Source organism: Wolbachia endosymbiont (group A) of Therophilus tumidulus, assembly GCF_964277345.1.
Taxonomy (GTDB): Bacteria; Pseudomonadota; Alphaproteobacteria; order Rickettsiales; family Anaplasmataceae; genus Wolbachia; species Wolbachia pipientis.
On record NZ_OZ195515.1, the window covers coordinates 581,064 to 605,585 of the forward strand.

Genomic DNA, 24,522 nt, shown 5'->3' on the forward strand with positions numbered 1-24,522 from the left:
ATTAAAAAATGCTACCATCCTATCTTATGTAAAATAGTATTTTATATAAATTTATTGAATGTAATATATATTGATAAGTAAATTTCTAAGTATGTATAAAACCAATATATATATTACATTTTACTTATCAATATACACACTTACTATAATTTGTACACCTCTATACAGGGTGCAAATAGAAAGTATTTTTTATTCACAACACAACTTAAGATTCAATTTTTATAATTTTCTTGTTGAACTACAAGACGGCATCTTTCTATAGATGAAATTTCACAACTTCAGAAAGAAACAGATTGATACCTTTGTGACTCCTTCGATTGATTATTTATTGTTACACTATCCAGATAATGATTAGGATTACCATCTGATTTGCTATTATTCTCTGACAGTTGGCTTTTCTGCTTACTACTAATTATAGCAGTCAAAAGATATTCTATTAATTGCTTCATAGAAAACTTAAGCTCTGAGCTACGATTGTGTTCTGCTTCCTTAACTTCTCGATTCGAACCTTCAAAAGGAATTGCTTTGGTTGCTTGTACTACCTCTTTTACATTTTTGCTATTTTGTAAGTTATCAAGATATTCTCTAGCTGTCATGCTCACTTCTTTTTTATCTAAATAATCTAGAAATTTTTCACTATTTAACTTCATATCAGCATTAATAAGCAACGGTACGCTACCTTTTACATTGATTTTAGTCCCAAAGTCATATAATCGTACTCTGGATACTTCTTGACCATTAATTTTAATAAGGCCAAGCTCTTTATCTTGTTTTGCAAGAAGTTGTCGTTCTGTTTGTATTTCTTTTGTTAAGGTTTGCTTATCTTTATCAGCTAATAGGTTATTAGCCTGATTAACATTAAAGTGTTCAATGAGAAAGCCTTTTTCTCCTATTTCATAGCCAGCAAATTCTATTCCTTTTTCCACAACTTGCATAAGCTGATCAACGCTTTTTAGTTCAGAAATAAATGCCGCATTGCTATCAAAATACGCGTAATTATCACCTATTCTGTAAATGGCTACAACATGGTTACTTGTTACTAAATGAAGAGCAAAATCATCATTAATTTCAGCTATATAATTTGATAAATTACTAAACATTTTATAACTCCTACTATGAGTTAAACTTGAAGGCAAAGTGCTTGTAACACAATCTACCTGCTCTTCAAAACTACTAAGCAGCTTACTAAAAGTAAAAACCTCTTTTTCTTCCTTTCTAGATATCTGCTTACCTTGAGCTATACGCTCATAAATTTCAGTTGAAGTTTTTAGAGTATTCAAAAATGATTTGTCTTCGTGTAAAGATAAAGCTTGAGATAAACCGCGGGTAATTGCTATGCATTTACCATTAACATTAACTCCTCGCTCTTCAAAAGAAGGCAAATAAAGGCCTTGTTTCACTAATTCAATAGATGCATTTGGAAAGCTGCTGGATACAAACTGCAAAAGTGCTGCCTGTTGCTCTTTATTGAAATGTGATAACTGTGGACGAAAAGACGCTAAGTATTCTAATAGTAAGCGACGGATTTCAGGGTTATTCTGATTGTTTATAATAAAAGACATGACACTATCAGGATTACCAGCATCATCAGAACGAGCTCTACCAGCATTAGTATTAACGTCTCGAAGTTCTCTTGAGATATCTCTTCTCAGAACTTTAAAGTATTCTTCATTTCTAAGATTGTTTTCATCAACTATATTATTCAGGCCTGGAACATTTAATGTAAGAGAATTACGCATTTCATCTAACACACCTCCACCTCGGTTTCCAAGATTGTTATTTTGCTGTAAAACTTCATTAATATCTCTAGCATTTTCTAATGCCCAGAAGCCACAATTATATCCATCTTTTTGCTGTACTAACCGATTACCTTGCTGATCAATAAGAATATTATGGAGAGTAACATTATTATCTTCTAAAACTCGTCTAACACTATTTAGAACATTATGACCAAGTGAGTCAGCATAGTAACCAATATAATTCCCATTTCGGTAATCAATCACTAATGTGACCCAATGATTACCGCCTAAATTAACAATTAAAATTGACCTTCTAGGTCCTACATTTCCCTCATTTTTAAAATTTCTAATATGAGTTTCCAAAACGTCAACCTGATTACCGCTAATACCAACAACATTAAACCGCATTTCATTCTCAACTGGGAAATTATATCTTTGTGCCCTTGCAACATAAGTTATATCATGCTGTTGAAGCCAATAACCATAATAGCCATTATCTGTAGCAAAATCTAGTGTAATTAGATCATTAACATCTTGTATGCTATTACCATCTCCAAGAACGTTGTTTATTCGTTCTAATATTCCTTGTGCTGTAGGAGAAGTATGTGCAGTTCCATCTGTACCAGACCTTAGCTTTCTTATGACCTGTTCTTTATCACCTTCAAGATAACGAAATGCAGCCCATTGATTATTACCTAGATCACATAATGGAATAAAATCATGTCTTTGATCGCTTTGAAAATAATCTACTAATCTTTTACGTGTTACATCTGATAATAGACCCTCTGGTGGATTTTCATCAATAACACTTTCAGGTCCCACTAATCCTCCTGGTCTTGAGTCACGACCACCACGATCAAGTATATGTACATACTCTTCTCTTCCTATTCCTTCTGGAATAGATATAAGACCTTCTACTCTCCCTGCACCTGCATTAAATACAAGAGGAAATAAAACCACCTCATTTCCAGAAGTAATAAGCAAATATCCTCTTTGCTTGTTCATAAGTTCTTTTATTCGATCTTTTGCGTTATTCTCCTTTTGTGCTACTTCTTCTACATTACCAGCAAATCTTAATACATATCCAATTGGATGAGTATCTAGATCATTCTCTGTAGGTTGTCTTAATAATAAAAGGTCTAATCTCTGTTCTGTAATTCTTGTGAGCACTACCCTTTCTCCTTCTTCTTCCTGACCCCTTTTCAAACTATATGTTTGACCAACTTTATACATAGCAAGCACTTTATAAGGATTATCACTAGCATAAAATGTACCATGTAGTATAGAACGAAACTTATCCTCACTATTAACATTTATTGCGTTCCTAAGTGGCATCAATATTCCAGAGATCTCTTGAAATAGTTCTCTATGCTGACCTACATTTTGCCAGCCATCATTCATAACCCTTTCTGAAATACCATGTACATTTTCAACATTAGGCACTTGTATAAGATCACCATCAAGAAAATTATTTGCATTATTATTTTGGTAATCGTGATATAAACCAAGGTCATTTGGTCGATCAATATCTAGCTCAAATTGGTCATTAAGTGTGCATGAAACTTCCCATACATGAACATTATTTCTATTAACATTAAGAGCTTGTAAATCGATAGCTTCTTGCTGTTGCGCATCGTAAGCTCTAATATGAAGTATAACTATATCAGAACCTTCAGCATGAAAGACCATAGTTAAACATCTTAAACTCTCATCACCATGTCTAAATATGTATTTTGTTATAGGTGCTTCGTCTCCCTCTTCTAGTTCTAAAGGGTGCCTATCAAAAGCACTACTTCCAAAAGCAAAACCAGTTATATAGTCAAATATTCTGTTATAATTCTCCGCATTCATTGGTATTTCAGCAGGAAGATGGTAAAGTAAGAAATCTCTAATATTTTCTCTAATTCCTTCATTCTCCAAACACTCAAACAATCTTTGTACTAAAGGAAACCTACCCTGTTGAAGCCCTACTGTATCAACCCTAAAAGGAATTCGATTTAAATCAAAATTTAATCCAACACAAACAGTATGCTCTGATGTGGTATGAATAGGTATAAATGAAGAAACATATAATCTTTTAGCGTGACCTCTGGCACAGTCTAATGCGGTACTGGACAATGTTGCTCCTGTAGCAATATTAATGACAATAGGAACATTTCCTCTTTCTTCTTGATGACGTACAAGAAAAGCAACATGTGAGTTTCTAGGAGATAAGTCAAGATCGATGCCTATTGTGTAGCGATGACTAAAATTTGCTAAGAAACCTAATAAAAACCCGTGACTCTCAAACTTTTGACTGCGACCTTCAATATTATTTTTTATCTGTGCCCTATAATTGTTATAGGTATCAGTTACATATTCTAAAATATCTCCTCGGAGAGAATCCCTTACATCTTGTCTTTGGTTACTTGCTAGCATTTCCATAAAGTTGTCAATCCTCTGCTGACCTGGTTCTACTCGTGTAAAATTGACTGACCTACCAAGTTGTCTGAGCTGATTTTGATTAAGTTGTCTTCCTTCTATTTCCTTAATTGTTAATCTGTGATCTCTTAAGAGCCGTCTAATAAGATTGATTTCAGATGCTGAATATTTGCCAAATTTATCTCTACCTCTAAGAGCCTGTCTTGAAAAGAAATGAGAAAGAGGATATGATGAGATAAGTAAAAAATAGTAGGTAAAAATGTATCCAAGTGATATAAGTGACAAAGAATGGGAAATTTTGGAGCCAAGTGTTGCACAAGGTGCAATAGGACGGCCAAGAAAGCACAATATTAGAACAATTATTAATGCAATAAGATACATAATGAAAGGTGGTTGCCAGTGGAGAATGCTGCCAAAAGATTTTCCGCCATGGAAAACGGTGTATGATTATTTTCTCAGGTGGCGTAATAGTGGCAAATTGGAAGAAATACACGATATGTTAGTAAAAAAGGTAAGAAAAATGGTTGGCAAAAATGAAATACCTTCGGTAGGAATAATTGATAGTCAATCAGTGAAAACCACTCAAAAAGGGGATCCAGAGGATATGATGCTGGCAAGAAAATAAAGGGTAGAAAACGTCACATCATTGTGGATACAATAGGCCTAATTATTACAGCTGATGTTCATAGTGCAGGCATTCAAGATCGTGATGGTGCTCTAAATCTTTTTACTCAAGCTAAACGAAAAGCTCCAACGCTACAAAGGTTTCTCGCTGATCAGGGATATATTGGTAAATTGCAAAATTACTGTTTATTGAAAACAGGATGTTTATTGACGATTACTAAAAAAGCAGCTGATGCTGTAGGATTTCAAGTTATTCCTAAACGGTGGATTGTTGAAAGAACTTTTGCTTGGCTTTCCAATTTTAGACGTATGAGCAAGGATTATGAGCATTCTCCTCTTACTTCAAAAACTAATATCTCCTTTAATATGATTACTATTATGCTTGCTAAATTAGCTGCTTAGTTCCTTTCAAGACAGGTTCTAAGATCTTTTTCACGAATCACCTCGAATACTGTTGCAATTGCCTCTCCCTGACTCTTGCCCTTTCCATGAATGCATACTTTGTATTGCTCAAAATTTAGGTCTTCTTCCATTAAACCTTGATTTTGCCGTATAATTTCTTGTACTAGAAAATCTCTCTCCCTTTCACTAAATCTTAACCCATCACTATTAGGACGATCAGAAATACTGTAGCATCTGACAACTTGCTGTCCGTCACGATAAACAGCAATTTTTAGGTTTCCTGTATTTCGATTTTCACCATTACGTGGATTAACACCATGGTTATCAAAACGAAAATAGACTCTCTCATTTGCATTTAAGATATTAGCATCATGTGCAGTAGCAAACATACTAAAAAAGCATATAGGAAGAAAACGACCTGCATTCACATAATGCAAGAAAGATGGACATTGATCTAAAAAAGATTCAAATCTTTGTCTGAACCCTTCAAGATCTCCATCCACTAAACTTCTGACAAACCCATCACCATTACTCATACAAAATACCCCTTATTTACTACGACCAGAAACACCAAGAGTTCATAAGTGGATTACTTATTACCACTAAGCGCAAAGACTCTTCTTTTTCTTATAAGAAGAAACACCACTTACACTAGGAGTTCCAAGCTCAGACTGCGGACTATCATCAACTGGCAAAGTTCTTTTCTTACTGCCATGAGCTTTAGATCGTGACCGTAAATTATTCCAAGGACCATCACCTACAGGACCAAGAGGTAGAGTTGTTTTCTCTAACTCAGAGAATAACTCTTCTGCAAACAGACCGTAATCTGCGTAATCATTCATCCCTTCCCTACCACATAATCTAAGGTTTTTTATTATCTTTTCCTTAAAGAATTCAAATCTTTCAGGAAAGCTATTTTTAGCGAATAACATCATATCTAGTATTTCTTTTTTCTCTATTTCTTTTTCCTCATCAGGCTTATAAATGTCTTCTCGTTTCCAGTTAACTATCAATTCTGCAAGTACACCCTTTATAGGAATTCTACCATTCGAAGTATTAATAATAGCAGCCTTTTTGTATTCACTAAAACTGCCACACTGCCAAATCTCCATAATAAGGGATCTAGCTTGAACACTTAACTCAGGATTTTTCAACATTGTGTCTGAAAGAGAGGAAAGAAAAAGCTCATAGTCTCGCTGTGAGAATATTTTCTCTGAATGGTCTCCTCCTGCTGAAACTTCTTTATAACACCAGCACTGTACCAAATCATGAACCGTATCAAAAAAACATGACTCTATTAATTCAGCAAAAAGGGAATATACTCCTTTATCTTTCTGCGATAATTTCTGTAAAAGAGTATCTTTGTCATCTATATTCCTTACACAAAAATCTAAAATAGGGGCGTCTTTCTCAACAGATTGAGGACGAGAAAGAGCAATAATAGCTTCTGTAAATTTCTTTTCCTTATCTTCTTCTTTTAAATGATTATAAAAATACTCTACTCCTTCGCTCCACTTAAGTTTTACAGCACTGTCAAAACCTTCTACTGCATCATACTTCTTTAATTCCCCAGATTCTCTATCGATCCAGAAATCAAATACAGGACCTTTCCTCTTTATGCTATCCAGTAACGAGTTTCGTACGTATTTGCCAATTTCAGTTTCAGTTTTACCATCAAATGTACCAGGAGGAAAATTGTTCCTATAAGATTCAAATCTTTTTTGAAAGAGTGGATGGATTTTATCCACTACACAGTAACTACAAGCCATCTCATATTTGCGAAGTGGATTATCTATTCCACCTATTTTTTCTTTAGTAAACCTTTGACCTAAAGCAGCATTATCCAACCTTACACCTGACCAGCAACCTTCATCTTGGAATACATTGTGCAAAAACTTCAACTTATCACCCTTAAAGTATTTTATGTGCTCCATAAAGTTGTCATGAAGGACTCCCACCCATCTCTTGATAGCTGACTTCCTCCCGGCAGCAACTGTTGGATCTGGATGTTTAATAGCTTCCTGTAATTTTTTGGACATTGTAGCCCGAAGCTCTTTCTGTGTTGGCATTAACCCCTCATATTAAGTATTTATATAAAAAAGGCATTGTACAGATATTAGAATGGATTGCAATATCTAGAATAAAGGGTTTAATAAAAAAACATTATGGCTAAAACTTCTTTTCTTGAATTTTCTCAATATAATCAACAGAAAGACCAGTAGTTTGAGTTATAATGTCAATAGAAACTCCTGCTTTAAGTAGATTCCTTGCGACCTCAATTTTCTCTGCTTCTCTGCCTTTTTCATGACCGATTTGGACGCCTTCTTGTCTACCTTCCTTTTTAGCATCATCGAGTTTTTGAGCAAGGACAGCCTGTTCATCACGAATACGCTTTATCTCTTGTTCATAGGCTATAAATTCTTTTTCAGACCAGTTGAATCTATTTAGTTCTTCATATGCTCTTTTAATTATTAGATCACTTCCTATTATTCTCTCTAGCTCTTCTTCACTAGTTTCATCTGCATATCTAAAAAAGTAGACCCATTTTTCAACTATACTTGAAAGCTGATCTTCTTTGGTTTTTGGAAATTTAGGCAACTCAATAAATATAAAGTAAAAATCTTTCAGATCATGTTCATTAGTATCTTCATCGCGAATAGTATGCTTTGATTTGTACTCAGACTTATCAGGAAATAAAATACAATCTGCTATAGCAATAAAGATAATTTCCTTAAGGTCATGGTATTGATCACCCTTATCAGCTTGTCTTGAGTAAGCTTTAGCAGCATAATATTGAGCACGTTTTTCAAAGCCCTTAGTTTTAGCGACCTGGTCAGGTAAGGAAGCAGTATTACTACTACTCCCTCCCTTAGAAACGCAGCATGCAGGTTTCCCCACACTACGCTTGAGCCCCTTATCTAAGTTCTTCTTTTGTCGAACCGGCTTGTCTTTCATAAATCCTCAGAATACATCAACTTTAGTGGTGACACTAATAGTAGAGAACCTTCTCTTGAAAAGGAGCTTGCCAACATTCTTGTTCGTTTTACTCTCTCATCAAAATACTTTTTCCATTTTAAGTCAAGGGGATTTGCATCCGCTCTGATTTTAACATGTCGTCTGATAGGTATATCAATCAGCTTAAGCAGTCTTAAATACCGTATCTCTTTTGGTTTGTTCTTGCATATGGGTGCAGCAAAAACCCATTGTCGTTGACCCATTACTTTGAAGTAACGATTCTTTATCCAACGTAATCCTTTACGAGGATGTCTTTTCTTTGCCCATTTCCATAAACTATGCCAAATTTCATTGTCGATCTTTCTAAACGCTTTTTTAGCACACACATGGTGATAGTAATTTCCCCATCCTCTCAGTAGAGAGTTAAGTGACTTAATTACTATAGCCTGAGTGTTCGCTATATTTGCTTTTATCAATGTACGTGCTTTATTAAGAAGTTTTTTAATACTTTCTTTCGAAGGTTTAATAATTAACTTCTTATTATATCTACGTACATTACAACCAAGAAAGTCAAGCCCTGTTGTGATAGATGTAATCTTTGTCTTCTCTTCTGACAGAATTAAACCTCGCTCATGAAGAAAAGATGATACTAAAGGCTTAACTTCATTTTCCAGTACTTCATGTGTGAAACCTGAAATAATAAAGTCATCTGCATACCTGATTACATTCACTCCACTTCTGATTTTTCCTCTTCTTTTGCTACCTAATTTACCAAAGCGACTTTCTAATAACTGTTCAAGACCATCTAAGGTAAAGTTAGCTAGTATTGGAGAAATTATACCTCCTTGCGGAGTGCCAGCAGTTGTGGGATACAAGGTTTTTGACTCTAGGAAACCAGCCTTTAACCAACTATGCAGAATTTTCTTCTCCATAGGAATATGCTCCATAAGCCATTCATGGTTAATGTCGTCAAAGCACCCTTTGATATCACCTTCTAGTATCCATTGTGGTCGATTGCGTCTTGCCAGTAATAAGTGACAAGCAGCAATAGCATCCGCGCAGGATCTTTTAGGTCTAAAGCCATAGGAGTGACGGTCGCTGATCGTTTCAGATACTGGCTCCAGGGCAAACAGATATAATGCTTGCATGGCTCTATCTTTTATCGTTGGTATTCCAAGAGGTCTTCTTTTGCCATTAGATTTACTGATATAAATCCGTTTTAGCGGAGAAGGTTTATATCCTCTTTGCTTTAACTGCTTTATTCCTTGAAATTTAGCATTGCAAGTTGACCATAGTTGACGATCTACACCCGCTGTGTTTTTTCCTTGGTTTTCAGTTACTCTCTTAACAGCCAAAGCTTTGCCGCTAAAAGAGCGTGTGAGAAGATGTTGTAAAGCTTTTACCTCTTACCCCATCTTCCTTCTTGGACAGCCTTAACAATACGTCTTTGTAGCCTTATAACAACTTTTTGGCACTTCTTCCATTGCAATTGCTTCCATGCTTCGGAGTTGTCGGTAGGTGCACTTACAGTTTTATCTGTAATCATCTGCTTTCCTCCCTTAAGTGGTTAACAAAGTTTCTTGTCACGAGGGACCAAATGGAAGTCTGCTCGTTTTCACGAGAATTAATGTTACAAATTCTATCCATTTCGTTACAAAATGGCATTCGCTTTCTCCATTCTCCTTTACCTGCACTTCCATCAGCATTCCTTGCGGTTTGCTTGCCATGTAGGCGAAAATACAGGCTTACCCTGTTTCTCCAGTCATACAACAGTGGGTTAGGTGGCTTCTCTATACCGGTGGAATTGTTATTTGCGTACATCCAGAGATGAAAAATGTATCTTATCCACATTACCTTTTGGTCAGAGCTTATCAGCATCTTTAGCTCTTTCATCGTATCGGTACTTATAAAGCTTCACTTACGTTCACCATACCACTAAGCCTAGCCCTCCAACCACATGATGCTTACAGTTTATGCCCCTCTCACGATTGAGCATCTTCTTTTTCAAGAGGAGGTTCATTGTCCGCATCGCTTGGCACCAACCGGTTGCCCGATTCGCACTGATGCGTAGACTCAGACGGCAAAACATCTGGTTTAATAAGTTTTAGAATCCTTTCAGTTTCTTTCTGAATGAATTCCTCTCCTTTTAAACAATATGACCGAAGACTTTCAGGTCGCACCATTTCCGCAATATACCTATTTCCGAGAGAATCTTTACAGAGGACATCAACAATGCTTTGTTTATCAGAAGCAATCTCAGGATTCATAATGGTGCTGAGAAACTCAACATCCTGAATAGCATTGACTCCAGTAAAGCCTAAGATATCATTCAAAAAGTGAATAAGGATATTCTTATTTTTTTCAGTACCAAAAATTTTCTTAAATGTTAAATCAAGCTTAGGATCTAAAAATTTTGAAAGAGCCATGACGAATTAACCTAGAAAGCATTAATAATTATACACAATTGTGAAGAAATATTCAACGTTTTTGTGCTAAAGCCTATTAAGGTTAGCTAAATTTCAAGAGTCGGCAAAAAACTACCTTCATAAATGACCCTAGAATGCTACCACGCACCTTAATGTTATATTTTATCATCTTTTACAACTCCCTCTATAAACCCCAGCAAATGAATTCATGAGCTATAAAGAGCTTTAAAAACAATTATTTTGGGTATGAGAGGCTAACCTCCTAATAAAAATACGAGCCTAAAAGCTCAATTACGATTTACCTAACATCGTGAGGACAGGTTCATTAGCCTCCCACACCTTTACATGATAAAGATCTTGAAACTTAATGTCAACATTTCAGTAGCAAATTTATGTTAAATCTATATCCTGTCAATATGGATAAAAAGAAGGTTATAATATATACAGATGGATGGAAATCCTGGTACCGGTGGATGGGCAGCTGTGGTGATGTATGAAAATAAAAGTGAAAAAATGTATCTCTGGAGGTGAAAACAAATGACAGGATGGAGCTAAAGGCTGTAATTAATGGGCTAAAGATGTTAAAAATTTCCTGCGGAGTTATTGTACACACTGATAGTCAGTATATTAAACAAGGTATAACAGGATGGATCAACAAGTGGAAAACAAATGGTTGGAAGACAGCTGATAAAAAGCCAGTAAAGAACAGGGAATTATGGCAGGAACTAGATGAAGTTGCTTTACAGCATGATGTTAATTGGAAGTGGGTTAAAGCTCACAGTGGTAATACCTATAATGAAGAGGCAGATAGACTTGCTAGAAAGGAATCTAAAAAGCTAAAATATAGAGATTGTGAGGTCAAGAAATCACCAAAAAATAGAGGGAACTCTAAGTTTCATAGATTGGGTGGAGTATTATGGCAATAATTCTTTTAGACACAAAAACTATAAATCGTATAGCAGCGGGAGAGGTAATAGAGAGGCAAGCAAGTGTAGCAAAGGAATTAGTAGAAAATGCAATAGATGCTGGAAGTTCAGAAATAGAGATCAAAATAGAAAGTGGTGGGCGTAACCTTATAACTGTGACAGATGATGGAAATGGAATAGAAAAGGAAGATTTGGAACTTGCGTTTATGCGCCACGCTACTTCAAAATTAAGCGATAGTGAGTTAATAGAAATCAAACATCTTGGATTTAGGGGAGAAGCTTTGCCTTCAATTGCAGCAGTAAGTAGAATGAAATTATCGTCTAAGGCAAGTGGAGCAAAGGAAGCATGGTCTATAAGGTATGAGGGAGGAGAAAAAATAAGAGAGATTACACCTTGTTCTTTGCTACAGGGTACATATATTGAAGTTCGTGACTTATTTTTTGCCACACCAAATAGATTAAAATTTCTAAAAACCGAGAGGGCAGAAACACAAAGCATTGTTGATATTGTAAATAACTTAGCAATGATTAACTATAGTATTGGGTTTACTCTCACTTCCGGTAATAAAAAGCTCTTAAAATATGTTAAGCAAACTTCATTATTTAACAGATTATGTGAAGTAGAAGAAGAATTTCAGAGCAATTCGCTGGAAGTAAAAGAGGAAGAGGAAGGCATCAAACTTACGGGACACATCTGTAAACCAACTATCAATCGAGGCAATTCAACTCAGATCTATACGTTTGTTAATAGAAGGCCAATAAAAGACAATCTACTTGTTGGTGCAATTCGATACGCATATCAAGATTTGATTCCAGTTGGAAGGTATCCTTTTGCAGCGCTGCACTTAGAGATACCATACGATCAAGTAGATGTAAATGTGCATCCAAATAAATCAGAGGTAAGGTTTCAGAACAAGAGGCTAGTATATGAAATAGTGAGAAGAGGGCTAATAAAAGCGTTGTCAATGAGAATAGATACCTCTTCAGTGAGTGATATTGATGGATCTAGGTGTCAAGGTATTGGAGAAGGACTGGGTGGTTCGTCTTTTGATGTTAGTGAAAGTCAAAGGAATAATGAGCGTGTTAATAATGGAAAAAGCAGAGAAGTAAAGGGTCGAAAAGAATTTTACGAAAGAAGGCCAAGTCCTTTTGAGAATCAGCTAATGAAAGAATTCAACTTGCCAAATGCAGGAGAGAAAGGCTTATCAGAACGGTCAGAATCATTTGACTATACTGGTATACAGAGATTACCACGACAAGCGGAGACTATGGTTTTAGAAAGGGAGCAAATTGATTTAATAGAGGATCATCCTCTAGGGTATGCACGCTGCCAGGTCCACAGTACTTACATTATTGCTGAGGCTAAAGGCAAATTAATTATAGTAGATCAGCACGCAGCTCATGAGAGATTGATATACGAGTGCTTAAGGCAAAAATCAAGCATAAAAAGACAAAAACTTCTTCTTCCTGAAATAGTTGAGATTAAAAACCAAGCAGGGATGGAGATGGTTGAAACTTATAAAGATAAGCTTTTTGAAATGGGTTTTGGTATTGAAATACAATCAGAAGATAAAGTAACGATAAAAGAAATACCTGCAATCTTGGGAACAATAGATATAAAAGAGATGCTAGTTGATATAGTAGATAAGTTAATGGAAATGGAAGATACGTTGCCAATAGAGGATAAGGTGAATAAAATATCAGCCACAATCGCTTGCCATGGAGCAGGAAGAAAAATGAAATTGGAAGAGATGAATGAGATACTAAGACAAATTGAGAAAACTCCATATTCTGGTCATGAAAGACCAACTTATATAGAAATGAAACTAAGTGATATAGAAAAATTGTTTGAAAGGAGATGAGTTCAGTTTGTCAAAAAGGTTCCCAATTAAGTATACGTAACAGCTCTTCTGGTTATGGAGTATAAAATGTGAAAAAAGAGAATAAATGCTCTAATTTTTTAGATTACAAAGTAATAGGACAGGAAGTAAGAAATCGTAGGTTAGCAAAGGGATATACTCAAAAAGATTTAGCAGAGAAAATCGGTGTAACATATCAAATAGTACTACAATATGAAAAAGGAACACGTAAAATTTCGATTGAAAAGTTGTGCGCTATAGCAAAGGTGTTATCAATTAATATTACGGATCTTATTCCTGTATCAAATGAGAAAATCTGTTTTGAAGATGAGGGAGAGGAAATATTAAATCTAGTAAAAAAATATAAAACGATTAATGATCAGGAATTACGTAGAATGTTTTGTTTACTAACCAAATTTGTTCAAGTTAGTGAGAAAAATAGTAAAAAAACGGAGAGAATAAAAATTGCAAAAGGTCTGGTTAAAGCAGGAGTTTCTGTTGATACTGTTTCAAAAACAATTGGTCTGTCTGCTGATGAATGTGTTGAAGAAAAAACGGGTTCTATATACTACCAAATAGGAAAGAAGATAAAAGAATGGAGGCTAGTGAGAGAGTATACTCAAAAAGATTTAGGAGAGAAAATGAATACAACACGTGATGAAATAAGCAACTATGAGCAAGGGCGTGTAGCTATTCCACTGGAAAAATTATATGCAATAGCAGAAACATTATCGATTAATATTACAGATCTGCTAATAGAAGAAGATGAGATAGTAGAAAATGAATTACCGAATTTAATGAAAGAGTACAAAAAAATTGAAAGCCAAGAACTACGTAATGCACTAATAAAATCATTGTTTGAAGGCATACGGATTTGTGAGGAGAAAATTAGAGAAGAAGAAAGAATCAAAATTGCAAGGAACTTAGTTAAAAAAGGAATTTCTACCGATATTATTTTGCAAATAACAGGCCTCTCTTTAGGCGAAATTCAACAAGTTTAAAATAAAAAAATCACCATATATTAATATCTTTATCTATTAATGAAAAAATAAGTAAAAAAGATTGAAAAATTGATTTGACTTCACTCGAAAGCTATGGCTCTATGCCAATGCTGATAAAAAAACAGCAGTAAATATTTAAAAAAAGTTTGTTGTTAGTGAAAGGTAAATTATATGAATAAAAGTAAAGAGGAAATAGAGTTCAGAATATTAGAAAGCAAAGGCAAAGCACTACTTGATCGTGAAATAATGGAAACGTTTCTAAGTGCAGTACATGAAAGACCACAAGCTCAAGAAATTGCTAAAAATCTGGTGAATACTTATGCAGGAGTAGGAAGGATTTTAGGTCGAGAAATGGATGACCTGAAAGTTATAGAAGGAGTGACTGATTCTGCAGTAGCAATGATTATGTGTGTTAAGGAAACACTAGAAAGGGTGCTGAGAGAAAAGCTCAAGAGTGAGCCAATCATGGACTTACAAGGGCTAGTAGAATATTTGAACGTAAGTATAGGTCATGCAGAGAGGGAATGTGTAAAAATATTGTATTTGAATAAAAGGCGCCAATTAATCGGAGAAGAATCGTATATTGGTGAAATGGAAAAAGCACCAGTATACATAAAGGAAATTACAAGAAAAGCATTAATAAAAAATGCAACATTAGTAATAATGTCACATAACCATCCTGGGGGACGCTTAGAACCATCAGAAGAAGATCAAGAAGTAACGAAGAGCTTAGCAGCAGCATGTAGTACTGTAAGCGTTAGATTATTTGATCATATTATTATCACAAGTGGAGGCTATTTCAGCTTTCGAGAAAACGGATTGTTATAGCAGAAAGTATTTGCAAATCTACTCATTATAATTTATACTGAGTAATAGAATGTATAAACTAAGATTTATATACTTAAAAAGTATTTTTAATATGGGGGTTATATGACTAGTAAAGACAAGTTATTGAAGAAAATATTTGGTGCTCTTGAAGGCGTTGATATAAAGCAGTCTAAGTTTGTGAGCAAAATTAATAATCAGAAGGAGATAAAACCGGAAGATGCAATGCCTTTCCCTGGTAGAGAAGTTCGCGAAAACCAAATCAACTATGGGAAAGGATTTGACTATATTTATGGCACAAAACCTTTGAGTAATCAAGCAGATTATCCAGAAGGGTTAAATCCATTTGCTTCAGCTTTGCAAAAAATAAAGCCAAGTATAAGCGAAAGCGAAAAGTTGAGCTGGTTTAAGAGTGCTGTGGTAGAGGCAAAAAACGTAAATGAATTGCACAAAACTATAGACCAAGTACTAGCCTTTGGAGCAAGGATAAATGCATATAACGATGGGGAATGGAGCATTGCAGAGTATGTAGTATTGGGTACACATTTTCATAAATTTGATAAGGCTGATCGTAAAAAGCTAATACGTAAATTAATGCTAAGCGGCGCAGAGTTTCATGATACTTTATTGCAGAATAAACTAATAGGTGAAATCTATAATGAGCTACAGCCAGAAGTTCAGCCACAGATAGATAAGCAACTAGACGAACTAGAGAAAGCTGGCGAAAGTGCTGTTCAGGAAGGAGAATTAATAGATATCGAGATAGATAATAAAATGCTTTTTATGGAATTCTCTGAAGATAGCAAGGTAGAGGTCGCAAAAATACTGAGAGAGTTAGGGAGTAATATTTTAAAAATGGGTAATAATGCAGTTGAGATCAGAAGGGAGGAAGGAGGTGTAAGAAATTACGTTGATGTATCAGATGGTAGCTCTGTTGTGTTAGAAATTCCTACAAGCGCTGGTAAACTAAATATTATATTGTACCATGATGTAAAAAAATATGATCAAGTACAAGTCAGAGTAGAAAACAAGGAAATGTGGGCTGAGCTACAACAAAGAGGGGAAGAAATTGGAAAAAATTGTCTTTTTGCTGGAGTAAAACTTAAAGAAGCAGTAGAAAAGGGAAGTTTTATGAGATGTGGCATATGGAATAGCAAGCAGCTTATGAAGGAGGTTGATAGCCCAAGTGAAAAATTGTCTTCATGGGTAGATAAAGTACGTGAAAATAGTAAAGAAACTTGTAGGGCACTTTAATTCATCAATTTAAAGGTTCCAGAGTCTAGCTATTATATCTGGAGCCTTTGAGCTATAGTAGAAAATATTATATGTATGGTTCTTTTAGTGGAAAAAAGTCTAGACTGTGAAGTAGGGGAAAAAGTAAAAAATTGGAGGTTAGAGCGAGGTTATACTCAGAAGGATTTAGCTGAGAAAATTGGTGTAAAGTACTGGGTAATACTGCAATATGAGAAAGGGAACCGTAGAATTTCAATCGAAAGGTTGTATGCTATAGCTGAGGCACTATCAATCAGTATTACGGATCTTATTCCTGTATCAAAAAGCTGTCTTGAAGATGAGGGAGAAGAAATATTAAATCTAGTAAGAGAATATAAAAAGATTAATGATCAGGAGTTACGTAAGATGTTTTGTTTACTAACCAATTTTGTCCAAATTAGTGAAAAAAGTAGTAAAAAAGCAGAGAAAATAAAGATTGCAAAAGGTTTGGTTAAAGCAGGAGTTTCTGTTGATATTGTTGCAAAAACAATTGGTCTGTCTGCTGATGAATGTGTTGAAGAAAAAGTTGGTTCTATATACTACCAAATAGGCAAAAAGATAAAGGAATGGAGATTAGTGAGAGAATATACTCAAAAGGATTTAGCGGAGAAAATGAGTACAACACGTGACGAAGTAAGCAACTATGAACAAGGAAGGACTGCTGTTCCACTTGATAAATTATATGAAATGGCAGAAGCGTTATCGATTAATATTACAGATCTATTAATAGAAGAAGATGAAGGTAGTAAAGTGGAAAATGAGCTACCGAATTTGATTAAAGAATACAAAGAAATTGAGAGCCAAGAACTACGTAATGCACTAATAAAATCTTTGTTTGAAGGTATAAGGATTTGTGAAGAAAAAGTGAGAAAAGCGGAAAGGATCAAAGTTGCAAAGAATTTAGTAAAAGGGGGAATTTCTATTGATATTATTTTGCAAGCGGTAGGTTTACCTGTTGATCTAGTTTTAGATGAGTAGCTAGTGGAAAAATTATAGTCATAGAGTTTTTTTCTTAAATGGAGGTATATGTGTTTGTTTCTGCAAGCAATGTTAGCTATGGAATAGGGCAAAAAATAGAAGATTGTAGGTTAATGCGAGGTCATACTCAAATAGGATTAGCAGGTCAAATAGGTTTAACATGCCAAGAAGTGAACAGCTATGAAAATGGGTATAGTTCTATTCCAATTGAAGTACTATATGTAATAGCAAGAGTACTGTCAGTTAATGTTGTAGATCTATTACCTAAACCAATAACAGTAAGAGAGTATGAAGATGAAGACGAAGAAATACTCTATCTAACAAAAATATATGAGAATCAAAAGTTAGGTAAAATAGTACCTTCATTAATCAGGTTTGTTCATATCAGCGAAAAAATCAATCAAGAAGAGACAAGGTTGGAAATAGCAAAAAATCTAGTGAAAGAAGGGGTTTCAGTTGACATAATTTCCCAAGCAACGGGTTTATCTATTTACGAGTATGATAGTACAGAGAGAGAAATCTGCACTGATTCTATATATTACAGAATAGGACAAAGAATAAGAGAATGGAGATTGATAAGGAGATACACTCAAAAAGATTTGGCGGATAAAGTTGGTGTAACACTCAAGGAAATACACGAGTATGAAAAAGGATACACTGCCATATCATTTGATAAATTATATCAAATAGCAGAAGGATTATCAGTGAATATTAAAGTTCTGCTACCTAAAACAAGAGAAAGCAAAAAGCTATTGAGTTTAATGGATGAGTACAGAGAACAGGAATCATTAGATGCATTAGTCAAATCTCTATCTGAAGATATGAAAAGTGGCAAGGAAAAAGTTAAAAAAGCAGAGAAAATCAGGGTTGCAAAAAATCTAGTGAAGGCGGGTGTTTCTACTGATGTTATTTTGCGAGCAAGTGGCCTAACTGTTGATGAGTTAGGTGAGTGTGAAAATTGAATTATATTTAAGATATAAGTAAAGATGGTTAATATATTATCTATTCTAAACCCTTATTTAGCTCTGCAGAATTTTTTTGGCATTTCTACGTATCAAGATAAAACATCACAGAATTTATCGACTACTTTTTGATTTTCCTCTATCATTGCCTTTGCTTCTTGCTGAAGAGATTTGATATTTTTTGATGTAATATTATCCATGTCAGGTGATGCTATTTTTAATTGCGATTGTATACGTATATATTTATCAGCTATAACTTGATCAAGTTGGTAATTTACTGCATCTAAACTTGAGGCAAACATTACGTTCAACAGCGGTTTTATCCAACCTATCTTTCCAAATTTCCTCGAGTTAGAATACCTTATACTTCTATCTGTTCTGCCAGTACCAATTGATAGAATTATAATATCATCATTAGGAAATAACCTCTTACCACTTGCATATGCGCAAGCCGCAGGATTATTGGCAAAAACCCCGCCATCCACTAATACCATTTCCTTTTGGTTAATTTTAAGATATTTAGGTGCAAAGTAAGTAGGTGCTGCAGTTGCTGCTCTTAATACATCCCTTAATTTAATAAAATTTCTATCCTCTTTCCAGCTTTTGAAGAAAAATGGGCAGTTATTGTGAATATCGTAACTCGTAATCAACACATTACTTAAAGTGTTTTTAAGGATATCATCGCCAAAATATTTATCCAGTACAAATTCAATATTTTTATGTGGGTATTGTGCGCAATTAAGCCAAGAAAATATTGATCTTCTCAAAAATGAAGATTTAAAAATATATGACCCGTATTTTTGGTAAAGCTCGACTAAATCACTAGCTGAATATTGGGGATTTCCTTGTTTATCTTTTTTACATAATCCTGCTATAACAATTCCACCGGTTGAGGTTCCTGCCATTAAGTGAAAGATTTCAGCTATAGTTCTTCTTGTTCTTTTTTCTATTTCTGCTAATATTATGGCTGGTATGATGCCTCTTATGCCTCCTCCGTCAACTGAAAGGATGTATTTTGCCATGGTTAGGTATTTATTGATTTTATTAACTTGTTCGCTTTTATCGGGATGTGTTTCCTGCCCAAAAGCCACAGTCTGCTTCACGCCTGGAGAAAATTGCACCAACCTAATAATTGATTCCGTGGATCATGCTAAAAAATCCGTGTTGGTTCAGGCATACCAATTTACCTCAAAGCCTATTGCTGAGTCCTTGGTTCAAGCTAAAAAGCGTGGAGTTGATATTAAGGTTATTCTAGATGAATCACAAACTAGTTCAAAACATAGTGTAATTAACGAATTATTTGAGCACAAAATTCCGATATGGATTGACTTTAAACCCGCTATTGCTCATAGCAAGGTAATTATTATTGATGAGCAAAAAATCATAACCGGATCATTTAACTTTTCAGATGCCGCTCAGCAAAGAAATGCTGAAAACCTACTGATCATAACAGGAGATTCTCCACTAGTTGAACAATACGTCAAAAATTGGAAAAATCGTCAATCGCAGTCTAAGCATTATACACCAGACTTTAAGTTATCTTTGAATTCATCCAATTCCTCAGAAAGATTTTTCACCCTTTCCTCAAGTACGAGTACCTTTTCCATTAAACCATATTCAATAAGTTTATCATGAAGTTGTACCCTTGAGTCTAACTTGGATAACCACCATATGATTGCTACGGTTTGGATTAATAACGTGATAATTACTGTAATTGGAACTTTTTGCTTTTTCATGTGAAAAGATTAATTTGTTATGGATAGTTTTGGAAGTTTATATGGAGATCAAAAAACTTACAGCTTTAGTGATTACTTTCTGTTGATTCGTATCGATCCTCTGCTTCTGCAAGTAGCTTTATTATTTCTCTGTAAGGTTTATCTTTATTGTGCCTTGATCTTAGTACAGCTACATCTCTTGGGTTTTTCCCATCTGTGTCTCTAATGGTAGGGTCTGCACCTTTGTCTAATAAAAACTTAATAACTTCTAGGTGTCCTTCACCTGCAGCGTGATGTAAAGCTATTCTTTTAAATGCATTTCTATCAAGTGCGTTTATATTTACTTTTTCCTCTTCTATTAAAAATCTGATAATGTCTAAACATCCTTTTCTTGCTGCAAAATGTAACGTTGTTCCACTCAAGTTTGGAGCCATGTCTTTTACTAAAAGTTTTACTATTTCTAAGTTGCAATTATTAGTAGCCACTTGTAATGTTTTGTTATAATTATCTGCAGCTTTAGATCTTTGGTAGCAATATGTAATAACAACACATACCATTAATATTATAAACCATACAAAATGTATTTTTTCCTTTTCATTACATTTCAGTTGACTCATATTCAGTAGTTTCTTTACATTGAATAGACTATATACTTATTTTTCCTTAATGTTACTTACTCAAAGATGCTGACAACATAGTAAGGTAACCTGAGCTATTTAAAGTATGCTCCGCTCTATTAACTATCCATTCACCATCTACTGCTTGATTGAAACCTATAAGATTAAGTTTAGCTTCTGCAAATAACTCTGGATTACCAGGCATAGTTATATCTAAAGCTTCATTGTTACGTTTCAATTGTTTTAACTTGGCATTTGCTGCACTTAGTGCTGACTCTGCATTTGAGTAAAGTTCCAGCATAATATAACTTGGTTCACCGCTACCAACTGTTTCTTTAATAGTTTCGCCCTTTTCATAGCTATGCCATTTTGCTACTACTGAATTGTATTTATCGCGTACGGTAAAATGCACTTTCCAATTAATTGTGTCTTGAGGTCTAATAGTCGTTGTTCCTAAAGCTTTTCCTGTGGCTGATTTTGCCATATTCTTTGAAATAAATAATATGTACCCACCAGCTAATTTTGCCATTGCTTCACGCTCTGTTGCTATTTTAGTTAACAAGCTGATATCACTTTCATCTATTTGGTTGATGTGGGGTATCAGTACATCCTTAAATTCCTCAGTAACTTTATGTCCATATCCATGTTTTTGGGCTATTTCTTTTACTAAGTTTTCTATGGTAATTTGGTGCCATTCTTTTGATACTTTTGCCTTCAAAGATATTCTTAAATTTGTTGCATGAGCTTTTATTAGTAGAGTTTTAGGTGGGCCTTGTATCGTAACTTCGTTGACTGTATATATACCCATTGGAAAGATTCCAGTTTCTTTATAACCTAGTGCTATGTTCAATTCATTTGGAACTTCTACATTTTCATTGCCATAATCAACACATACCTCTGCGACATCATCTATAGTACCAGATTCATCAGTAAGATGCACCGATATTACATGATCTTTTATTCCTTCAATGCTAAATTCAGGTTTCATTTATTCCCACACTTTTAACTTCGATTTTTTTAACTGCTCTTGTATTGCAGGTAACTTAATTTTTAATCCTGCAGGCAAAAAACTTCCATAATCTGCAAGTCCAGGATTTTCTTCCAATACTATTTCTACTGCTCCAGAGCTGTATCCATAGTGTTTAAAACATATGTAATCTAACATTTCATTTTCTCGGGTTATATAATGTACTATCATACATAACGCCTTAAACTTAAGCTAAATTCTATCTTTTTTGGTAATCCACATGGAAAATACGACGTTTGCTTTTCTTCTAACCGCACAATAACAAATCTTCCCAAAACATTTCCTAAATTGTCTACTAAGATACTTGGTTCCTGATTTTCCTCAGCTTCTTTCATACTTTTTAATTGATTTAAATCATTCAGATTATGGAAATAAATTACTCCTTCTAAGTCTATATTTTCTGTACCTTGACCAATATTTTGTGATGAAGGTATTTTACCAATACACTCAATTGTACTCCAACGATTTTCTTTACTATACCTTACACTTGTTGGAGAAAGCTTATGCCGACCAAGTGATAGCATTAGTAAATCGGCTCTACTGAATCAAACAGAACGTCTCGCGATTTTTCTCTTATTCTTTTTATCACTGCATCGGCAAGACTACGTACGTCTTGGTTAGGTTCTGCTTTTATACTTATATTAAATGTAAAAGTTTGATTAAAAATTTTTTGTTCACACTTTTCAAAGTCTTTTAAAACTTTCTCTGAATTATTTTCTACAGAACTTTTTTCTGTAATCACACTTTCAATATTCGTTCTACTATTCGAAATTCCACTAAAAGCATTATTATTTAATAAAGGGTTTCCTTTACTAAAAACATTTCTATTTTCACTAGTTGCACTGCCTATTTTTGCTTCTACTGGGTTCTCTAATGCTTTTATTGGATTATCATTAAACAATTTTCCTATACCAATCCAATTTTCTATGGGTTTTACAATTGATTTCCAGATACTTGAGAAAAAGTCCTTCACCTTTTGCCAATTAGCAATTACAAGTGCTGCACCAACTGATAGTCCAGCAACAGCAGCGCCTATAGGATTGGTTAGCGTTAAAGCTTTCAGTCCCATGATCACTGCTGGAATTACTCGAGCTGATAACGAAGTTAATACTGGCAAAAGTGTTCCCTGCAAAATAGCCTTAAAAGTTAATATTCCACCTCCAGCCAATGCAAATGCATAACCAAAACCTACCACTGCAATCTTACCAATAATAAGAGCTGAAATTATGCTCATAACTCCTGTAGTCAAAATTGGACACTTTTCTGTGAACCAAGCTATACCTATAGATATAGACCTCAAAATCTTACTTATCCAATTTAAAGGAGGTAGCACAACTGACCCTAAGTTCATTCCTAGCTCTGCTATTGTATTTTTGAGTAGCTGCAAATTATTTGCTGTAGTACTTGCACGGTTATTAAATTCCTTTTGCATAGATTTATTATACTTTTCTTTATCAGTCACAAAACCTATTGCTTTTTTATATTCTTCCAAACTCCCAACTATCAATGCAATATCATCTTGATATTCTTGACCGAAGAGGTTGAGAAGAATTTGAGAACGTTCCTGTTTATCTATTTTCTCTAAAGTTTTAAAAAAGTAGAGTAATGCTTCTTGACCGTTTTGAGCAACTTTTTGTGAGAACCTGTTCATAATCTTTTGAGGAACAAAGCAGTGAAAGCAAGAACTACCATTTGCAAGCTGGTGTTGAGTTTACGCTCGCAATTTTTCCATAACCGTCTACATTTTTCCAACCAAGCAAAAGAACGCTCTACAACCCATCTTTTTGGCAATACAGCAAAGGTATGTAATTCACTGCGTTTTATTACCTCAACAGTTGCACCAATAGTTGCTTTTATTTGTGTTGCAAAATTAGACTTCTTTCGAAACTAGGATAAAGCAGTAAAAATAGTAATTTTGAGGTAAGGAGAAATGAAGTATGAAATAGTGAAAGAGCTCGATAAAGGGGAGTTTCGTCGACTAACAGGAGTAAAGAGATCAACATTTAACAAAATGGTAGGGATTTTATGTGAAGAAAATAAAAAAAAGAAAGCCAAAGGAGGAAGGAAAAATAAGCTAAACGAGGAGAATATGCTGCTCATGGTATTAGAATACTTACGAGAATACCGTACATATTTTCACATAAGTCAAAGTTATGGAGTAAGTGAAAGTACGGCATATAAAACTGTAAAATGGGTAGAGGATACTCTAATACAACACCAAGATTTCGCATTGCCAGGACGAAAAGAACTCCTAAAAAGCGACGTGAAATATGAGATTTTGGTGATTGATGCAACGGAAACACCTGTAGAGAGACCAAAAAAAAGCAGAAAAGATTTTATTCAGGAAAGAAGAAAAAACATACGCTAAAAACACAAATAATTGCAGAAAAGAAGAGCAAGAAAATTATTTGTACGTCATTTTCAAACGGGAGAAAGCATGACTTTCGGCTTTTCAAGGAGTCAAAAGTGCATGTATCAGAAGGTATAAAAGTTTTAGCCGATGCTGGCTATAGAGGTTTTCAGAAAATTCACAAAAATGTCGAGTTGCCACACAGAAGGATGAAAAAGAGTCCCTTAATTAAGGAAAAAAAGGTAGAAAATCGGGAGCTAGCAAGCAAAAGAGTAGTAGTTGAGAATGTAATTGGTCTGTTAAAAAGATTCAAAATTATTGCAGACAGATACCGCAATCGGAGAAAACGTTTTGGCTTGAGATTCAATTTAATAGCAGGAATTCACAATTTTGAGCTGTCTATATGAGTTTCGAAAGAGGTCT

At 34.6% G+C, this 24,522-nt stretch carries 22 protein-coding genes and 4 pseudogenes; 10 read left to right on the forward strand and 16 right to left on the reverse strand.

Annotated features, from left to right (window positions below; genetic code table 11):
• Window positions 1-278: 278 nt before the first annotated feature.
• Window positions 279-4,445 (reverse strand): hypothetical protein, encoded by a 4,167-nt coding sequence (locus ACICQD_RS03145; protein WP_395461561.1) that lies wholly within the window; start codon window positions 4,443-4,445, stop codon window positions 279-281.
• Between ACICQD_RS03145 and ACICQD_RS03150 the strand changes: the two genes are divergently transcribed.
• Window positions 4,420-5,186 (forward strand): IS5 family transposase gene (locus ACICQD_RS03150; RefSeq protein WP_395461506.1). Its coding sequence is split into 2 segments (ribosomal slippage): window positions 4,420-4,747 and window positions 4,747-5,186, totalling 768 coding nucleotides; the frame shifts between segments, so codons are not numbered across the junction. The genes ACICQD_RS03145 and ACICQD_RS03150 overlap by 26 nt on opposite strands.
• On the opposite strand, the gene ACICQD_RS03155 is transcribed toward ACICQD_RS03150, so the two are convergent.
• From ACICQD_RS03155 to ACICQD_RS03185, 7 genes and pseudogenes are all read right to left on the reverse strand, one after another.
• Window positions 5,183-5,722 (reverse strand): hypothetical protein, encoded by a 540-nt coding sequence (locus ACICQD_RS03155; RefSeq protein ID WP_395461562.1) that lies wholly within the window; start codon window positions 5,720-5,722, stop codon window positions 5,183-5,185. The two genes, ACICQD_RS03150 and ACICQD_RS03155, sit on opposite strands and share 4 nt — an antisense overlap.
• Window positions 5,723-5,788: 66 nt before the next feature.
• Entirely contained in the window at window positions 5,789-7,255 is a 1,467-nt protein-coding gene (locus ACICQD_RS03160) for a cytoplasmic incompatibility factor CifA (protein WP_395461563.1), read from the reverse strand.
• Window positions 7,256-7,355: 100 nt separating this feature from the next.
• On the reverse strand, window positions 7,356-8,141 hold the full coding sequence (locus ACICQD_RS03165; RefSeq protein ID WP_395461564.1) for an Rpn family recombination-promoting nuclease/putative transposase: 786 nt from the start codon (window positions 8,139-8,141) through the stop codon (window positions 7,356-7,358).
• Window positions 8,138-9,496, reverse strand: a complete 1,359-nt coding sequence (gene ltrA, locus ACICQD_RS03170; protein ID WP_395461565.1) for a group II intron reverse transcriptase/maturase — start codon at window positions 9,494-9,496, stop codon at window positions 8,138-8,140. The genes ACICQD_RS03165 and ltrA overlap by 4 nt, the downstream gene beginning before the upstream one ends.
• A 44-nt stretch (window positions 9,497-9,540) precedes the next feature.
• A complete protein-coding gene (locus ACICQD_RS03175; protein ID WP_395461566.1) occupies window positions 9,541-9,687 on the reverse strand; it encodes a reverse transcriptase N-terminal domain-containing protein in 147 nt (48 codons plus the stop codon).
• Window positions 9,684-10,034, reverse strand: a complete 351-nt coding sequence (locus ACICQD_RS03180; RefSeq protein ID WP_395461567.1) for a hypothetical protein — start codon at window positions 10,032-10,034, stop codon at window positions 9,684-9,686. The genes ACICQD_RS03175 and ACICQD_RS03180 overlap by 4 nt, the downstream gene beginning before the upstream one ends.
• Before the next feature lie 287 nt (window positions 10,035-10,321).
• Window positions 10,322-10,567: pseudogene (locus tag ACICQD_RS03185) on the reverse strand (PD-(D/E)XK nuclease family transposase); the annotation flags it as partial.
• Window positions 10,568-10,983: 416 nt separating this feature from the next.
• On the opposite strand from ACICQD_RS03185, the pseudogene rnhA reads away from it, so the two are divergent.
• From rnhA to ACICQD_RS03220, 7 genes and pseudogenes are all read left to right on the forward strand, one after another.
• Window positions 10,984-11,391, forward strand: a pseudogene (gene rnhA / locus ACICQD_RS03190) (ribonuclease HI); the annotation flags it as partial.
• A gap of 92 nt (window positions 11,392-11,483) precedes the next feature.
• Entirely contained in the window at window positions 11,484-13,355 is a 1,872-nt protein-coding gene (gene mutL, locus ACICQD_RS03195) for a DNA mismatch repair endonuclease MutL (protein ID WP_395461568.1), read from the forward strand.
• A 68-nt stretch (window positions 13,356-13,423) separates the two neighbouring features.
• Window positions 13,424-14,353, forward strand: coding sequence for a helix-turn-helix domain-containing protein (locus ACICQD_RS03200; RefSeq protein ID WP_395461569.1), 930 nt, complete (start codon window positions 13,424-13,426; stop codon window positions 14,351-14,353).
• Window positions 14,354-14,524: 171 nt separating this feature from the next.
• Window positions 14,525-15,181 carry a RadC family protein gene (locus ACICQD_RS03205; RefSeq protein ID WP_395461570.1) on the forward strand — a complete coding sequence of 219 codons (657 nt, stop codon included), beginning with the start codon at window positions 14,525-14,527 and terminating at the stop codon, window positions 15,179-15,181.
• 102 nt (window positions 15,182-15,283) lie between these two features.
• The gene (locus tag ACICQD_RS03210; RefSeq protein WP_395461571.1) at window positions 15,284-16,432 is read left to right on the forward strand and encodes a hypothetical protein; all 1,149 of its coding nucleotides are present in this window, start codon (window positions 15,284-15,286) and stop codon (window positions 16,430-16,432) included.
• 75 nt (window positions 16,433-16,507) lie between these two features.
• Entirely contained in the window at window positions 16,508-17,428 is a 921-nt protein-coding gene (locus ACICQD_RS03215) for a helix-turn-helix domain-containing protein (protein WP_395461572.1), read from the forward strand.
• Between the two features lie 38 nt (window positions 17,429-17,466).
• Window positions 17,467-18,390, forward strand: coding sequence for a helix-turn-helix domain-containing protein (locus tag ACICQD_RS03220; RefSeq protein WP_395461573.1), 924 nt, complete (start codon window positions 17,467-17,469; stop codon window positions 18,388-18,390).
• Between the two features lie 92 nt (window positions 18,391-18,482).
• Here the strand turns inward: ACICQD_RS03220 and ACICQD_RS03225 are convergent, their stop codons facing one another.
• Entirely contained in the window at window positions 18,483-19,412 is a 930-nt protein-coding gene (locus tag ACICQD_RS03225; RefSeq protein WP_395461574.1) for a patatin-like phospholipase family protein, read from the reverse strand.
• Between ACICQD_RS03225 and ACICQD_RS03230 the strand changes: the two are divergent.
• Window positions 19,411-19,917, forward strand: a pseudogene (locus ACICQD_RS03230) (phospholipase D family protein); the annotation flags it as partial. The gene ACICQD_RS03225 and the pseudogene ACICQD_RS03230 overlap by 2 nt on opposite strands.
• Here the strand turns inward: ACICQD_RS03230 and ACICQD_RS03235 are convergent.
• From ACICQD_RS03235 to ACICQD_RS03265, 7 genes and pseudogenes are all read right to left on the reverse strand, one after another.
• Window positions 19,908-20,126: a hypothetical protein gene (locus ACICQD_RS03235; protein WP_264687462.1), complete on the reverse strand. Its 219-nt coding sequence runs from the start codon at window positions 20,124-20,126 to the stop codon at window positions 19,908-19,910. The pseudogene ACICQD_RS03230 and the gene ACICQD_RS03235 sit on opposite strands and share 10 nt — an antisense overlap.
• Window positions 20,127-20,191: 65 nt before the next feature.
• Window positions 20,192-20,722, reverse strand: coding sequence for an ankyrin repeat domain-containing protein (locus tag ACICQD_RS03240; protein WP_052264890.1), 531 nt, complete (start codon window positions 20,720-20,722; stop codon window positions 20,192-20,194).
• Window positions 20,723-20,774: 52 nt separating this feature from the next.
• A complete protein-coding gene (locus ACICQD_RS03245) occupies window positions 20,775-21,710 on the reverse strand; it encodes a phage late control D family protein (protein WP_395461575.1) in 936 nt (311 codons plus the stop codon).
• Window positions 21,711-21,920 (reverse strand): tail protein X, encoded by a 210-nt coding sequence (locus ACICQD_RS03250; protein WP_395461576.1) that lies wholly within the window; start codon window positions 21,918-21,920, stop codon window positions 21,711-21,713.
• On the reverse strand, window positions 21,917-22,273 hold the full coding sequence (locus tag ACICQD_RS03255; RefSeq protein WP_395461577.1) for a phage tail protein: 357 nt from the start codon (window positions 22,271-22,273) through the stop codon (window positions 21,917-21,919). The genes ACICQD_RS03250 and ACICQD_RS03255 overlap by 4 nt, the downstream gene beginning before the upstream one ends.
• Window positions 22,273-23,400 carry a phage tail tape measure protein gene (locus ACICQD_RS03260; protein WP_395461578.1) on the reverse strand — a complete coding sequence of 376 codons (1,128 nt, stop codon included), beginning with the start codon at window positions 23,398-23,400 and terminating at the stop codon, window positions 22,273-22,275. The genes ACICQD_RS03255 and ACICQD_RS03260 overlap by 1 nt, the downstream gene beginning before the upstream one ends.
• Window positions 23,397-23,585, reverse strand: a pseudogene (locus ACICQD_RS03265) (transposase); the annotation flags it as partial. The pseudogene ACICQD_RS03265 and the gene ACICQD_RS03260, both read right to left, overlap by 4 nt.
• A gap of 94 nt (window positions 23,586-23,679) precedes the next feature.
• Between ACICQD_RS03265 and ACICQD_RS03270 the strand changes: the two are divergent.
• Window positions 23,680-24,506, forward strand: a protein-coding gene (locus tag ACICQD_RS03270; RefSeq protein WP_395461446.1) for an IS5 family transposase whose coding sequence is annotated in 2 segments (ribosomal slippage) — window positions 23,680-24,067 and window positions 24,067-24,506 — 828 coding nt in all. Because the reading frame shifts where the segments join, the coding sequence is not laid out codon by codon here.
• The last annotated feature ends 16 nt before the right edge of the window (window positions 24,507-24,522 follow it).